The organism is Pararobbsia alpina (genome assembly GCF_965118125.1).
In the GTDB taxonomy this organism is placed as follows: domain Bacteria; phylum Pseudomonadota; class Gammaproteobacteria; order Burkholderiales; family Burkholderiaceae; genus Pararobbsia; species Pararobbsia alpina_A.
Window position 1 is genome coordinate 2,259,368 of sequence record NZ_OZ221288.1, and the last position, 12,483, is coordinate 2,271,850.

Sequence of the window (12,483 nt, forward strand, 5' to 3'; positions counted from 1 at the left end):
GGCGTGCGCCGTTATTTCAACCCGGTTGCAAAGCGTAGCCGGAGCGGCTCACCGGGTTCCACTTGATGACCATCACGCGCCCGCTGTCGGCATGAATGCGGTGGTTCGCGAAGTCGAGCGTCGGAAATGCCACGTCGATCGGGCTGCCATCCTTGCTGCGGATCATATAGACGACCGGAAAGTCCTCGACGGGCTGCTGATTGCTGCACACGATCATCTCGAGCTTCGTCGGATCATCGGAAATCGCGAAGTTTTGCGTCGCAAAGGGACCGGGATCGCCGCATTTCGTCAGCTTCCAGCCCGCCGGCACGCCGGAGCCGGTCAGCTTGACCGTCGCTGACGAGAGCTGCGTGCCGTTGCGATCGAACGAAATGTCGGCCGACGTCATCTGATGCGAGTCGGCGCGCGATGCGCCGGTGACCGCGTAGGTCCCGCTGAAGTCTTTCTCGACGTTGTCACTGGTCTGGTCCAGTACCGCACATCCCGACGCAGCCAGGCAGGCCGTACCGGCCGCTACAGCGAGCAAAAAGCGACGCATGTCGTGTCCTCTTAGTGTTGTGCTACACGCGCTTGAAATGGGCGACCAAAACACCACGCTGGACTGACCCGGCTTGGGCAAGCGGGCGTTGTCGCGCTGACGGGCCTGGGTGGAACGGCGTTTGCCGAAGCCTGAGCCCTACCAGACACTGTATGCCGTATGGGCGGCATTGCCAGTCGTTTTCCGGATGAGCCATGGTAGGACGTGGCGTCGAAGCCCGCAGTGCAGGTGTTTGCCGGGATTGGAATAGGTGCTCGCTTTTGCGAAGAGCGAACGAAGCGAATGAAGCGAATGAAGCGAATGAAGCGGGCGAGGCGCGAGCCGCGGGACGGAAACGAATGAGGTCCGAAATGCCTCAGGGCAGGCGGAGCGTTTTTTGGGCGCGAAGAAGCAGTCAATGAAAGCGGGGCGTAAGCGTGTCAGCACTTTGCCCCGCCGAACGTCAATCAATCCGTTCGATGAATCGCTGTGATGCGATAGACGGTATCAGAACGAGTGACGGATGCCTGCTGTCACGGCGACCTGCGTGTCTGTCGAGGACGGCGACAGCGTATTGATCATCGCGTGCGACAGCACGGAATCCGCCGGCGCGCCGTGCACGTTCTGATACACAGCCTCGAGGTAGAAATCCGTGCGCTTGCTGACCGTGTAGTCGCTCATCAGCATCGCCGAGTTCCAGCCTGGCGACGAGCCGTTGTACGCGCCACGCGTATACGTATAGGAGCCCGAGAGTGTCAGCGCAGGCGTCAACGCATATTTCCCGTTGACTTCGAAGTTGTCGAATCGGAGCGATCCGGCAAGCGATCCGGCCGAGGGGTCATTCGCGCCGAGATACGTACCCGTGCCGAATGAGAACACGCCCGCTGCGTCATCGATCTGTGTATGGCTCCAGAGCAAGCCGACCTGAGCCGGCCCGATCGTGTAGTTGCCACCGAGCGACCAGATGCGCTGGCGCTGGGCGACGAAATTCGCGCTGAAGTCGCTCGAGGTGATCGCGCCCGATCCGGTGCCCGCGTTATTGAACTGCAAGTAGCCCGCAGCCACGTTGATCGGTCCCGTCGTGTACGACGCGGCAAAGCCGTATACGCGGTTGTTTGCAAACTGGGTCTGATTGCTGAACGAATACATCGTCTCGAACGTGAAGCCCGCAATGGTCGGGCTCGCGTATTTGACGGTGTTGTTGATGATCACCGAGTCCGCCGCGAGGTTGTCGTTCTCGAACGGATGCGCGGCGATGCTTCCGCCCCACGTATTGAGCTCTGCCGAGATCGGTCCCACGAGGTCGTTCATCACGTCGAACTGGCGGCCGAGCGTGACCGTGCCGTACTGTTCGCTCTGGAGTCCGACCCATGCCTGCGACCCGAAGATGCCGTTGGTGAACGCTTCGGTACCGTTTTGCAGCAGGAAGCCGTCTTCGAGCTTGAAGATCGCGTGCAGTCCGCCGCCAAGGTCTTCATCGCCTTTGAAACCAAAGATGGTGTTCTGCGTTTCGCTGCTCAGCATTTGCCAGTTCGAATGGCCTTGCTGGTTGTTCGTGTACACGATGCCCGTGTCGATCAGGCCGTAGAGCGTGACGCTGCTCTGTGCATGCGCTGTAAGCGATACGACACCCAGCATCGCTGCGGCACTTAAATATTTCTTCATGTTGTCGGCTCCGTGAACAAAAGAGGCGGCGGATTGTACGGTCACCGCCGGGCACGGCCATCATATGAAGTCAAAAATATACGCGTGGTGTTGCAGATGCGCACCACGTCGTCTGTGTCGCGTTTCCGACAGGGCTTGACTGTGTGAAGCCTTGCTCGACAGTCGTTCGGAAGGCACTCAGAGGTCGCTCGGAAGTCGCTCGTACGTCGCCCGTTTGTCGTTGCTCAGTCGCACATCGGTAAGGACTATCGCGGCGTTCTTGACCTCATTCCAGCTACCTCGGACGTAGTTGCCGCGATGACCTGCGATCACTACAGTCTGGCTGTCGCGCTTGCCAAAGCGCAGCGTAAGATCAGCGGTCGTATGGGTTGCCAATCACGTGGGAGAGCGCTCTTGAATACTTTGCAAAGCAGCACCGCTCAGCCTGGCGCGGACCTGGGTGCGCTACTGCGTCATTGGCGTGGCTTGCGCCACAAGAGTCAGATGGACCTTGCGCTCGATTCCGGCGTATCGCAACGCCATATCAGCTTTATCGAAGTCGGCCGCAGCGCGCCGAGCCGGCAGATGTTGCTCAATATCGCGCAAGCCCTCGATATCCCGTTTCGCGATCGGAATTCCTTGCTGCTCGCTGCGGGCTACGCGCCCGTCTATTCCGAAGACGCGTGGAATGCGGTGGAAATGAAAACTGTAACCGATGCGATTGCACGCATGCTGCGCCAGCATGACCCGTATCCGGCGGTGCTGATGGACCGCTATTGGAACGTGCTGATGACCAATGACTCCGCGCCACGGTTTTTCGGGAGCTTCGTCGACCTCGATGCTCGCGGACAGCCTCGCAACCTGCTCGAGCTGATGTTCGATCCCGACGGCATGCGACCGTTCGTCGCCAACTGGGAGGAGGTCGCGAAGAGCCTGATTCAGCGAGTCCATCGCGAGTCGATCGGGCGCGTGATCGACGACAAGACGCAGGCGTTACTGGCGTCGCTGCTTGCGTATCCGGACACACAAAGCGAATGGACCTCGCCCGTCGCGATGAGCGCGCTGTCGGTCAACCCTGCGATTCCGATCGTGCCATTGGGCTTTATCAAAGACGGAAAGCGCCTGAACTACTTCTCGATGATCACGACGGTCGGCACGCCTCAAACCGTGTCGGCGCAGGAGCTGCGTGTCGAAAGCATGTTCCCCGCCGACGAAGCGACCGAGCGGTATCACGCGGAACGCTTTACTCACTAGCCCGGCGGCTCAGCTTGGCTCGGCTCGATTGCGATGCGCCAGGGCAGCAGGAAGTGGAGGGGGACAATGCGTCAACTCAGGCTGCGATGGCCAGCGCGCCAAGCGCCTGATCAATCAGGCGGCTTGGCGAGCTGGCAACACCGCAGCTTAGCAACTCGACGGCCGAGGAACGTGGCAACACAAAAAGGTCGCGGCAAATCGCCGTTAAGTTGAGCGCGGGCTGAGATACCCCAACCCTTGAAGATTTTCCCCGTCGCTTACCACTTGTAGTTCATGCCGGCAAACACCTGCCGTCCATAGCCATACGCACACCACTCACCGTAGTAGCACGACGCGACGTATTGCTTATTGAACAGGTTCTGCGCGTTGACATAGAGCTCCGATCCCTTGAGGCGCGACGAGGCACGGCCCAGGTCATAGCGCAGCGTCGCGTCGACGAGGAAGAAGCTCTGCACCTTGAACGTGTTGTCCGAGCTGTAGGTCGTGCCTGTGTACCGGCCGCCGGCACCGAACGACAATCCCGAGAGCGGGCCTTTGTTGAGCGTGTAGAACGCCCAGGCTGACGCCTGGTTTTGCGGCACGGCCGCAACGTACTTGCCCTGAAGCCCGCCGTTGTCCTTCGTGTATTTCGTATCGAGGTACGTGTAGCTCGCCGTCACGTTGAGCGCATTCGTGAGGCTCATCTTCGCTTCGAGCTCGACGCCGCGCGAACGTGCCTGACCCGACTGAGTCTGGAAGTTCGGGTTCACGAGGTCGGTCGTCAGCAAGTTGTTGCGCGTCAGATCGAACAAGGCTGCAGTGAACAGCATGTTGTACTTCGGCGGCTCGAACTTGATACCGATTTCGTATTGGTGCGCACGTTCCGGATCAAACGCCTTGCCCGATCTGTCGGTACCTGCCTGTGGCGTGAACGACTCGGTGTAGCTTGCGTAGGGCGCAATGCCGTTAGCGAATAAGTACGTGAGGCCCGCACGTTTGGTGAACGCGCGATCGGACTGGTTCTGCTGCGTGCCGAAGGTGTCGTTCCGCGTATCGGTATGCGACCAGTCTTCGCGGCCGCTCAACGTCAGCAACCAGTTGTTCCAGCGCGCCTGGTCTTGCAGGTAGACGCCGTATTGAGTCGACGATACCCGGTTCATCGACAACGCCGGCGGATCGATGGTTTGACCGTAGACCGGCGCGAAGAGGTCGAGCGACGGCGCACTGCCGAAGCCCCAGAGGTAGCCCGACGCCAGATGCTGGTAGTCGAATCCGGCGAGCACCGTATGAGTCAGCGGACCGGTCGCGAAGTTGCCTTCGAGCTGATTGTCGAGCGACACCGTATTGAGCGTGTCGGACGAGGCGGCCGTGCCGCGATCGAGCGTACGGTTATCGTCTTCGAGCGCGCTCGCATAGACGCTCTTGTAGTCCTGGCTCAAATGCAGGTAGCGGCCGTTCATGCGAACGGTCCATGTGTCATTGAGCAGGCGCTGGAACTGATAGCCGATCGATTCTTCGGAGCGATTAAAGCTTTCGAAGTTCGGATCGCCGTCGTAGAAGTCGTACGGGATCTTGCCCAGGGGATTGGCCAACGTCGTGCCTTGCGGCGGCACGCTGCCGTACGACGTGCTGCGCGGATCGTGCTGATATTGCGCGAGCAGCGTCAGTGTCGTGCGATCGTCGGGCTTCCACGTGAACGCAGGCGCGATTGCGATGCGTTCGTTTTCGGTGGATTCGATCTGGCCATCCTCTTTGCGCACGAGGCCGGTGAAGCGATACAGGTAGTGGTCATCGCCCGCGATCGGCCCCGACAGATCAATCGTCGCTTGCTTGTGTGCGTAGTTGCCGAACTCGATGCCGATCTCGTGCAACGGCTGCACGGTCGGCAGCTTGCTTTGCATATCGAGCAGGCCGCCCGCTTGCGCCGACCCATAGAGCACCGACACCGGCCCCTTGAGCACGTCGATGTTCTCCATCAGGTACGGGTCGAACTGCGGCACGGCGTATTGATTGTTCGTCAGCAGCTTGAGGCCGTTGAGGTAGGTATCCGCATTGAAGCCGCGCACCATGAGCAGGTCGTAGCGTGTTGCGATGCCACCGCGGGTTTCCGGCGTGACCCCTGCCACATAGCGCACGGCTGCGTTCAAGGTCTGCGCGTCCTGCTGGGTCATCTGATCGCGCGTGACAGTCGAGACCGATTGAGGCGTTTCAAGAACCGATGTGTCCGTCTTGGTCGCCGATCTGTTGTTCTTCGCGACGTAACCCGACGTGGTCTCGCTTTGCGCGGTCACGTTGACGGTCGGCAACGTGTCTTCGGCGTGCGATGCCGGGGCGACCGCGAAGCCCGTCAACGCAAGCCCGACGGGCACGCTGCGTAGCGCAAGCGTAATGGCCGTCGGACGCAGCGATTTGAATCGATCGGCCAGCTTGCCGTTCGAAGGAGCCGTCAGGTTGCGGTGGCGGCGGTCGGACATAGGTTCTCCTGTGTGTGCGTTGGCGTGTGGTTTTTAAATACGGTCTTCTCGAAGCGCGCATCCCCGGTCGCCCCTGCTCGCTGTGGGTCGCTGCTAGTCAGTGAACTGGGCGGTTGGTATGCCAATGAGAATGGTTTGCATTTATATTTGAAATAAGAATCTTTCTCAATAAGAAATTTGAAAGGTCCTTGTGTTTGTGTGGGAAAAATCCCACTCGAACGGCGGAGGGGGCGTATCGCGGTTCGACGTTGCACGCCTGAAGAAGCCTGCCGCAGGTCACGTTCGAGAGCCGACGGATGGCAGAAGCCCTTGCGCAGCAAGGGTGTGCGGACGGGAGAGAAGGGTGTGCAGCCGGATTACGCCGGTGGCGGAACGGGTTTGCCGCGCCGCCTTACCGTCGCTTACCTGGGCGGGGTCTGCGGGTTGTCACGTCGACAAGGGCAGCGCCCGGGCGGAGATTCGATCAGGTTCTTAACTCATTAAGAATCTGATCCGCGAGAAACTCGCACGGCGGGCGTGATGACCGGGCGCTCCGCGCGAGTACGACTTCCAGATCATCGAGCTCCGGCAATCCGTCGCTTTGGGTGAGCTGCACCAGATGCTCGGGAACGCTGCAGCGGGCCAGCGGCGCAACTGCCAGCCCGGCCTGGACCATGCTGATCAAGCCCAGCAGGCTCGGGCTTTCATAGGACATCCGAAACTTGATGCCTTCGCGTTGTAGCGCGCGCAGCGCATGCGCGCGGGCCGTACTTCCGTCCGCAAACACGGCGAGGGGCAGCGGTCGTTCGGTCCAGATTCGGCGAACCGGGGAGCCGACCCACACCATCGGTTCGAAGCGAATGAATTCGCCCGAAATGCCTCGGGTTTTGGTCATGCAGGCGAGATCGAGCGTGTTGTCCTTGAGTAGCGGCGCGAGCGCGCTGCTGGGGAGTCCGATCACGCGCAACTCAACGCGCGGATGGGCAAGCGCGAATTTGCCGAGGACTTGCGGCAGCAGCGACGATGCATAGTCGTCGGGGACACCGATCGTGACGCGGCCCTTCATTTCAGGGCGAACGATGGACGCCCATGCTTCCTCGCGCATCGCCAGCATCCGGCGTCCGTAGTCCGCGAGCGTCTTGCCCTCGGCAGTGATCGCGACATTCCGGGTGCTGCGCACAAAGAGTGGTTTCCCGAGCGCGTCTTCCAGTGTCTTGACCTGCATGCTCACGGCGGATGGCGAGCGATGCACAAGCTCGGCGCCGCGAACGAAGGATCCCGTATCGGCAACGGCGACGACCATTTCGAGTACGTCCAGATCGAGCTTTTTCATATTCGTCAGAAACGCTGAGCAATGACCTCAGTTTATTGCGTTTTACTTCTGACGGTCGTGAACGGATACTGGCGCTGAACAATCGGGACTGCCACCGCGGCATGGACGGACCAGGACCGACAAACCAGGACAGTGGCAAGCAAGGCGGAGCACGGAAAGCATGCACGGTACAACCTCGATATACGGCTTTCTGGTCGTTGGCGGCATGCTTGCCGTGACACCTGGACCGAACATGGTCTACGTGATGTCGCGCTCCATCACCCAAGGTCGCCAGGCCGGGCTCATTTCACTCGCGGGTGTGATGCTCGGTTACCTGTTCTACATGTTCGGTGCAGCGTTCGGCATCACCGCGCTGTTCCTGAGCGTGCCGTATGCGGGCAGCGCGCTGGGATTCGTCGGTGCGGCATATCTGTTTTATCTGTCGTGGCAAGCCGTGAAGCCTGGCGGACGCTCCCCGCTCGAAGTACGCAATTTGCCTCGTGAGCAGCCGCGGCGCCTCTTTGTGATGGGCGCCACGACGAGCTTGCTGAACCCCAAACTTGCGATGATCTTCCTGTCGCTGCTGCCCCAGTTCATCGATCACCAGAACGGCAGCGTGCTCGAACAGTCGCTGGTGCTCGGTGCGAGCCTGATCGTGGCCTTCGCATCGGTCAATGCGTTCGTGGCGATCTGTTCGGGAAGCCTTGCCCGGTTCCTGTCGACGCGCCCGACACTGCTGCTCGCGCAACGCTGGGCGATGGGTATCGTACTGACCGCGCTTGGCGTGCATATGGTCGCCGATGCGTTGAAGCTGGCAGGCATCGCATAACGATCGGCTCCCGGGTCTGGCACAACACATCATGACGCTCAGTCAATCGTCCGTGGAGACAACTCGCGAACTGACCCGGCGCGACGTGTTCCTGATGGCCGTGGGGTGTGCGCTCGCTGTTTCGGCCATTTATTATCATCAGCCGCTGTTGCCGCAGATCGCGTCGACATTTGGCGTCACGCCGACACAAGGCAACCTGATCGCGACGCTCACGCAACTCGGCTATGCGCTTGGTTTGCTGCTTTTTGTGCCCCTTGCTGACGGCGTGCAGCCTCGCAAACTTGCGTCGTACGTGGTCGTGGTCAACGCCGTGGGCTTGCTCGCCTGCGCCGCTGCGCCGACGTTCCATGCATTGGCAGCATTGAGTGTTGTAGTCGGTGTTACAGCGATCACGGCGCAGATCATCATTCCCGCCGCGTCGCGCGGCGCGGCGCCCGCGAATCAGGGGCGCATCGTCGGCACGATGCTCGGAGGGCTGTCGTCGGGCATTCTGATCGCGCGAACCCTGAGCGGCCTTGTCGGTGCCTATTTCGGGTGGCGCTCGATGTTCGCCCTAGCGTCGATCGTCGATCTTGTACTGCTTGTTGTCATCAGCAAGTTGCCCCCATCGAACTCACTCAAGCCGATCCACTACGCCGAACTCATGCGTTCGCTCATCACGCTGGTCAGGCAGGAGCCGGTGTTGCGGATCTGCGCGGCAATGCGGCTGCTGACGTTTGGCGCCTTCAGCGCGTTTTGGGCGACGCTCGCAGCGCTGCTCGCGCAGCCACCGTATGGTTTCGGACCGGCATCCGTCGGCGCGTTCGGGCTAATCTCGCTGGTGGGGTTGCTCGCCTCGCCGCATATCGGCTCGCTCGTCGACAGGATCGGCGCGCGTGACGTCGCTTCCGCAGGCGCAGCGATGGTTGCCCTCGCGTTTGCGATCGTCGCGACAGGCGCGAGGCATCTGCCTGTGCTCATCGTCGGCATGGTGATCCTCGACCTCGGCAACCGTGCGGGATTCGTGGCCAACATGGCGCGCATCCAGGCATTGCGCCCGGAAGCGCGCAGCCGCTTGAGCACGGTGTATATGGTGTCGTACTTCGCTGGCGGATCAGCCGGCGCCGCACTGGGTGGCTATGGCGCACATGCGGCAGGCTGGATCGGCCTTGCGGCGGTCGGCGCGTCGCTCGCGCTCGCGGCAGTCGCCGTCAGCGCGCTGTCTTATCTTTCGAATTCGCATCAGCTGTCCAGAATGCGGCCGTACGACTGACTCTGGATTCTAGCTACGCAGCCGGCTGACGCGCTGCGCAAACCACGCCCCCGATACATTGATGATCAGGCCCAGCATAACGAGCGCAGCGCCGCCGTATTGAATGGCGCTGAGCTGCTCGCCCAGCAGCAGCAATGCTGATGCGAGACCTACGACGGGTACGAGCAGCGAGAACGGCGCGACCTGGCCCGCGGAGTAGCGCGACAGGAGTCGGCTCCACAGGCTGTATCCGATCAGTGTCGCAATGAATGCGAGGTACAGGATCGCGCCGATCGACGTCAGGCCGATGCCTGCCAACGCCGTCGCAATTCGTTGCGGACCTTCGAGCGCATACGACAGTGCGAGAAAAGGCAGCGGCGGAATCAGGCTCGCCCAGACGACAAGACCCACAAGATCCACTCTGCCGATCTTCTTCGTAACGATATTGCCCAAGGCCCACGATGCGGCCGCGCATAGTGTCATGACGAAGCCTGCGAGCGTCATCGAATGCCCGCCTTGCGCGCCGATCAGCGCAAGTCCGGCCGCCGCGACCACCAGCCCGAGGATCGTGCGCGGGCGCAAGGGTTCACGCAGGAACAGCCACGCAAATGCGAGGGTGAAGAATGCCTGTGCCTGCAGCACCAGAGAGGCGAGGCCTGCGGGCATGCCTACGTACATCGCCGAGAACAGGAAGGCGAACTGTCCGAACGAAATCGTCAGCGCGTAGGCAAAGAGCCAGCGGAGCGGCACACGCGGCCGCTTCACGAAGAAGACCGCCGGCACGGCGGCAAGCGCAAACCGCAGCGCGCCGAGCAACATCGGCGGCACACCGTGCAGCCCCACCTTGATGACGACGAAATTCACACCCCACGCGACAACGACCACCAACGCGAGCAAATAGTCCTTCGGCGACATCGATTCTCCGATCACTCAATTCATGCCGTGGACACGGCATCGAACATTGATATAGAGAACCAGAATAAACGATGCGAGAGCGGTGTCACTCGCTTTTCTTTGCGAGGTACATAGCCGCGCCTTCCTGGGATTCGGTGTCGTTTGACGCTGACTAGTCTAGATTCAGGTTTTTCGGCCTGCGCGATTGACGGGTGTCTACGAATTCCGCTTGTTTGAGTTGCACACCTGAGCGTAGACGATCACCGGTTTCTGATTACGATAGCGAGCGTCCTTGCTGTCGACTGGCCTTGAGGGCGGGTGACCGTGGTTTTTCAAAGCACGTATTGCTTTGGTGCTCGTTGGGACCTCATTCTCTGGCGATGGATCGTCGGTGACCACGCGCTCGTGGTTTGGAGAGAAGGGCCTACGACGTCGAAATTAACGCTACGCGCTAAATCGAGGTTTATTTGTTCCGGCCTGAAATGCTCACGGCAACACGGAGTGATTCGAATCACACTTAAGCTCTGTTCGTATAAATGCGAAGTATAGCGAATTGTAGTTTGCGAAGACTTTCAAATCCATGCATACAATGGCAAATGGTAATTCATATGAAAGAGTGTGCAGTATATATGTAAGTAATACTCGGTAATTGATAGTCCAATACCTTGATGGTTCGAAGGCTGGGTTGGCGTTATTACTCAGATAATATTTCGCAGAATTAAAACAGTGTTTGGGCTATAGGTCGGGCGCGACGCGAAAGATGCGAACGGCAGGTCCTGCGATGTCGCGCCTGAACCGCGTCTAGGTTATTTTGCTCGTAGCCGTAAAGATGGCTAAATTCGAAATTTAGCGTCTTGTTCGATTGAATGGGGACGTCGGGGCGTGGCGATGTGTCGCTTTTGTGGTTCGAACTAAATGCTATTCGAACTCATGATTACTATCTTATCGATGTGAAATCGATGTTGAATTACAGTATTGGTATCGCAGTCGATTAATGTCGATCTGAAACATGAAAAAAGCAAAATTCTCGATGTCAGCGGGATTGACTGCGATATTACTTGCCGGTACGCAGTTGCTTGGTTGTCGAAGCAATGCCTGGAGCATTCAGCGTGTGCGACCTCCATTTGGTGGGTTGATCGTTGTTGCCTATGTATTTATTCTTGCGTTTGCTCTTTTATGGATGATTTTTGAGTATGTCCGGGCGTTCGGAGAGTATCCGCGTGGCCGAGTTCGACAGGTACCCGGTAACACGGGGAGGTATCTGTTGGTGGTGGTCGCGTTGTATCTTTTGGCATTGCATTTTTCTTCGCCACTTCTGTGCAGGGACTAGGCACTAGTGTGCTTTTGACATTCACGTTAAAGACGAGAAAAAATGACGTTGTGACAGCCGCACTAACTTCTTTCACTAGATTTTATGCGAAGCAATATTTTTATGAAAATTAAAGAATTGCTGAGATATTGGCATCGACGGTACCTTCGTTGTCGCTTGGTCTTGACAAGTGCTTCGTGTTTTTCATTGCAAATTTCAAAAATGACGAAGCTCGCGCCGTATTCGATGTGTTCAGTTGTTGCCGTCGCATTCATCGTGAGCACTGGCGCGTCCGGTGCGCTTGCCGCCAATGGTTCTGACGTTGTGCTGGTCGCCGAAGCGCCATTAACCGCACAATCGACTAACCAAGCAGGAATCACAATGCATTCTGTGCAGCTTGGTGGCATGGTCTTGCCGCCCAAAACAGGTCGTGACTTTTTTAAAAATATTCGGCATGTGATTGAAGCGGGATTGCTTTTCAATCGTGATTTTTATGTGACGCAGAATCTGCAAAAGCTGTTTCCGGCTAATACCATAAAATTAGAGCAAGGGGCTGCATCGTCAAGCCAACAAGGTGAAATTTGGGCGGTGATAACGGATTTCACTGTTGATTTCACGGTCGACAGCGAAAATCTGGGCGCTGGGCTTGAATCGACGTCTGAATTGTCCGTGGGAGTAACGCCAGAGGCAACAGATAGCGAAAATGCCTTTTTGACTCTGACCTTAGGCGATGGTGGACCCTCATTCGACGAAATTCAACACCTGTTCGCGGATAGTTTAAGCATGGACAGGAGTCGTATGCACGAGCCGCCACCGCCCGCGACGGCAGCTCACGGAAATGAAGGGTGGTTGTATGCCTATCAAGACGGATCAGAGATCGTTCACGGGCTGTTTAAATTCGATCGAGCTGGCCGTCTTTCCAGTGCATCTTTTAAACTGCAACGTTCAAAAGAGAAATAACACATGACGACTTCGGTACCGCTTACGACCCAGTCTATCAATCAGCTCACGCCGGCCTTCGGGAAATATCCGACCTATTTGAGTGGCCTCTTGTCCGCTGC

General features: G+C 58.6%; 10 protein-coding genes. 5 read left to right on the top strand and 5 right to left on the bottom strand.

From position 1 onward, the window contains the following. Positions 1-16 precede the first annotated feature (16 nt). Both ACMFWR_RS28185 and ACMFWR_RS28190 read right to left on the bottom strand, forming a co-directional pair. Positions 17-538: a hypothetical protein gene (locus tag ACMFWR_RS28185; protein ID WP_413195670.1), complete on the bottom strand. Its 522-nt coding sequence runs from the start codon at positions 536-538 to the stop codon at positions 17-19. 486 nt (positions 539-1,024) lie between these two features. Next, positions 1,025-2,182 carry a porin gene (locus ACMFWR_RS28190; protein WP_413195671.1) on the bottom strand — a complete coding sequence of 386 codons (1,158 nt, stop codon included), beginning with the start codon at positions 2,180-2,182 and terminating at the stop codon, positions 1,025-1,027. A gap of 393 nt (positions 2,183-2,575) precedes the next feature. Here ACMFWR_RS28190 and ACMFWR_RS28195 point away from each other — a divergent pair, with 393 nt between their 5' ends. Then, positions 2,576-3,415 (top strand): helix-turn-helix domain-containing protein, encoded by an 840-nt coding sequence (locus ACMFWR_RS28195; RefSeq protein ID WP_413195672.1) that lies wholly within the window; start codon positions 2,576-2,578, stop codon positions 3,413-3,415. 257 nt (positions 3,416-3,672) lie between these two features. On the opposite strand, the gene ACMFWR_RS28200 is transcribed toward ACMFWR_RS28195, so the two are convergent. Then, entirely contained in the window at positions 3,673-5,868 is a 2,196-nt protein-coding gene (locus tag ACMFWR_RS28200) for a TonB-dependent siderophore receptor (RefSeq protein WP_413195673.1), read from the bottom strand. A gap of 463 nt (positions 5,869-6,331) precedes the next feature. Further along, a complete protein-coding gene (locus ACMFWR_RS28205; RefSeq protein ID WP_413195674.1) occupies positions 6,332-7,180 on the bottom strand; it encodes a LysR substrate-binding domain-containing protein in 849 nt (282 codons plus the stop codon). A gap of 160 nt (positions 7,181-7,340) precedes the next feature. Between ACMFWR_RS28205 and ACMFWR_RS28210 the strand changes: the two genes are divergently transcribed. Together ACMFWR_RS28210 and ACMFWR_RS28215 are read left to right on the top strand one after the other, a co-directional pair. Further along, a complete protein-coding gene (locus ACMFWR_RS28210; RefSeq protein ID WP_413195675.1) occupies positions 7,341-7,988 on the top strand; it encodes a LysE family translocator in 648 nt (215 codons plus the stop codon). Between the two features lie 31 nt (positions 7,989-8,019). Next, on the top strand, positions 8,020-9,240 hold the full coding sequence (locus ACMFWR_RS28215; protein ID WP_413195676.1) for an MFS transporter: 1,221 nt from the start codon (positions 8,020-8,022) through the stop codon (positions 9,238-9,240). 9 nt (positions 9,241-9,249) lie between these two features. On the opposite strand, the gene ACMFWR_RS28220 is transcribed toward ACMFWR_RS28215, so the two are convergent. Next, the gene (locus ACMFWR_RS28220; RefSeq protein ID WP_413195677.1) at positions 9,250-10,134 is read right to left on the bottom strand and encodes an EamA family transporter; all 885 of its coding nucleotides are present in this window, start codon (positions 10,132-10,134) and stop codon (positions 9,250-9,252) included. 988 nt (positions 10,135-11,122) lie between these two features. Between ACMFWR_RS28220 and ACMFWR_RS28225 the strand changes: the two genes are divergently transcribed. Together ACMFWR_RS28225 and ACMFWR_RS28230 are read left to right on the top strand one after the other, a co-directional pair. Next, entirely contained in the window at positions 11,123-11,443 is a 321-nt protein-coding gene (locus ACMFWR_RS28225) for a hypothetical protein (protein WP_413195678.1), read from the top strand. Positions 11,444-11,545: 102 nt separating this feature from the next. Further along, positions 11,546-12,382, top strand: coding sequence for a hypothetical protein (locus ACMFWR_RS28230; RefSeq protein ID WP_413195679.1), 837 nt, complete (start codon positions 11,546-11,548; stop codon positions 12,380-12,382). The last annotated feature ends 101 nt before the right edge of the window (positions 12,383-12,483 follow it).

What these genes read in the sequence shown, in the direction of transcription:
- ACMFWR_RS28205 (WP_413195674.1), bottom strand. Translation starts at nt 7,180, where the DNA reads ATGAAAAAGCTCGATCTGGACGTACTCGAAATGGTCGTCGCCGTTGCC.
- ACMFWR_RS28220 (WP_413195677.1), bottom strand. Translation starts at nt 10,134, where the DNA reads ATGTCGCCGAAGGACTATTTGCTCGCGTTGGTGGTCGTTGTCGCGTGG.
- ACMFWR_RS28215 (WP_413195676.1), top strand. Translation starts at nt 8,020, where the DNA reads ATGACGCTCAGTCAATCGTCCGTGGAGACAACTCGCGAACTGACCCGG.
- ACMFWR_RS28185 (WP_413195670.1), bottom strand. Translation starts at nt 538, where the DNA reads ATGCGTCGCTTTTTGCTCGCTGTAGCGGCCGGTACGGCCTGCCTGGCT.
- ACMFWR_RS28210 (WP_413195675.1), top strand. Translation starts at nt 7,341, where the DNA reads ATGCACGGTACAACCTCGATATACGGCTTTCTGGTCGTTGGCGGCATG.
- ACMFWR_RS28225 (WP_413195678.1), top strand. Translation starts at nt 11,123, where the DNA reads ATGAAAAAAGCAAAATTCTCGATGTCAGCGGGATTGACTGCGATATTA.
- ACMFWR_RS28200 (WP_413195673.1), bottom strand. Translation starts at nt 5,868, where the DNA reads ATGTCCGACCGCCGCCACCGCAACCTGACGGCTCCTTCGAACGGCAAG.
- ACMFWR_RS28190 (WP_413195671.1), bottom strand. Translation starts at nt 2,182, where the DNA reads ATGAAGAAATATTTAAGTGCCGCAGCGATGCTGGGTGTCGTATCGCTT.
- ACMFWR_RS28230 (WP_413195679.1), top strand. Translation starts at nt 11,546, where the DNA reads ATGAAAATTAAAGAATTGCTGAGATATTGGCATCGACGGTACCTTCGT.